This window comes from Pseudomonas sp. Irchel s3f7 (assembly GCF_900187615.1).
Classification (GTDB): domain Bacteria; phylum Pseudomonadota; class Gammaproteobacteria; order Pseudomonadales; family Pseudomonadaceae; genus Aquipseudomonas.
Genome location: NZ_FYDO01000063.1, coordinates 1 through 1,760 on the forward strand (window position 1 = coordinate 1; position 1,760 = coordinate 1,760).

At 61.9% G+C, this 1,760-nt stretch carries 1 protein-coding gene; it reads right to left on the reverse strand.

All coding sequences use genetic code 11. The features are described 5' to 3' along the window. Nucleotides 1-155: 155 nt before the first annotated feature. Complete coding sequence (locus CKW19_RS28175) at nucleotides 156-1,502, reverse strand: CoA transferase (protein WP_095061782.1); 1,347 nt, start codon at nucleotides 1,500-1,502, stop codon at nucleotides 156-158. Between the last annotated feature and the right edge of the window lie 258 nt (nucleotides 1,503-1,760).

The following is a 1,760-nucleotide window of genomic DNA, read 5'->3' on the forward strand; positions in this document are numbered from 1 at the left end:
GAGCCGATGCATTCCTTATCGGCGCATTAGGTGAAGGGGTGGGACGATGTCTCCCACGGTCTGTACTGGTCAGAGTCAGAAGCGAGGCTTTAGTCCCACCCACCCCTTCAAGTCTAAACATACAAGCCGGCTTGCCGGCGAAGACTATTCGGGCATCACCACTGAGCGCGATGAGAACCCAATTGCGTCGCCGGCAATGACCACTGCAACGGCGTCCCATTGATCTTCAGCGGAACCCGCAAGCGATGCGCCGGCCCCCACGGCGTCTGCTCGATCTCCATTGCCTGATCCTTTTGATCCTCATTCCGCAACGGCTCATCGGACCCGGCCCCGGCCTCGATCAACAACTTCGCCGTTCGCGCCAAAGACAATCGCGCCGCCCCGCCAACGCCGCCGCTCAAACATTCGGCCAGCAAGCGGATCGCACTGGCCGCCATCAGATACCCGGTGGCGTGATCGAGGGCCTGCACCGGTAATGGCGTCGGCTTGTCCGCCTGCTTCCAGGTCATGCCCGCCTGCGCAATGCCTGTGCTCATCTGCACCAGGCTGTCGAAACCGCGCCGGTGCAGCCACGGACCGCTCCAGCCGTAGGCATTGAGGCAGACGTCGATCAGACTTGGGCTTAACTGCTGCCGGTAAACCGCGCCATACCCAAGGCGCTCCAGCGCATCGGCGCGGTAGCCGTGGAGCACAATGTCGGCGTCTTTGAGCAAGGCTTCGAACACGGCGCGATCCGCCTTGTCGTGAAGGTCGAGACGCGCACAGCGCTTGCCCAGGGTGACTTCGGGCACGACGCCTGGCTCATCCCATGTCGGCGGGTCGATGCGCAACACGTCGGCGCCGAGACCGGCCAGAAACCGACTGGCAATGGGCCCCGCCAACACTCGGGTCAAATCCAGCACCTTGATGCCGGCCAACGGTCGGGCAACCGAGCCTTGCCATGGCTTGACGCATTGGCTGTGGTTGCGTGTGAACTGAATCAACGGTTCAGCGTTGACTGCCATGCCTTGTGGGTGTGCGTGCCATTGATCTCGGTTGTACATTTCTGCGGCACAGCCACCGGCCTCGACGACAGCCTGCTCCAGATCGTTTTTGGTCCATTGCGCGACTTTGCCTGCCATCGCTGCTCGGTCGGCGCAGACGCCGAGCACGCGTTCCGCCGCCGCACGGTGATGGGGGGCGTTGGTGTGCAGGCGAATCCAGCCATCGCGCGCGGCGTAGTCACCGGCGACCGGGTCCCACATCGGTGGGAGGCTCCAACCTGTCGGGCGGATCGATGTCGAGAACCAGAACGACGCCAGGCGTCGGTCGACTTCAAGGTTGGGCAGGCGTCCGGTTTGCTGGTGCAGCAGTTCGCTGACAGCCTGGCCGGCAACGGCGATGCTGGCACAGGCCAGGTCGGTGACGGCGAACGCCGAGGGCAAGGCGCCGCGGGAGGTGAATGGGATCGGGGTGTGGGGCAAGCCGAGTGCGACTTGAATGGGCGTGAGCAGATCAGTCATCGAAGGCCCTCCGGGAGAGAGCCAGATATTAAATCAAAAACTTTAAAGGCCAGATGAAATCCCCCTGTAGGAGCGAGCTTGCTCGCGATAGCGGTGGATCAGGTGACATCTGCATTGCAGGTCAGTCAGCTATCGCGAGCAGGCTCGCTCCTATGTATGGACTCGCCCCCACTGTCTACCTGCTTTTTAAACACTGCTACCCGGTTGCATCTATGTATAAGGCCTATTCGAGGAAGCCATCTTTGGCTTCTGGCCAAC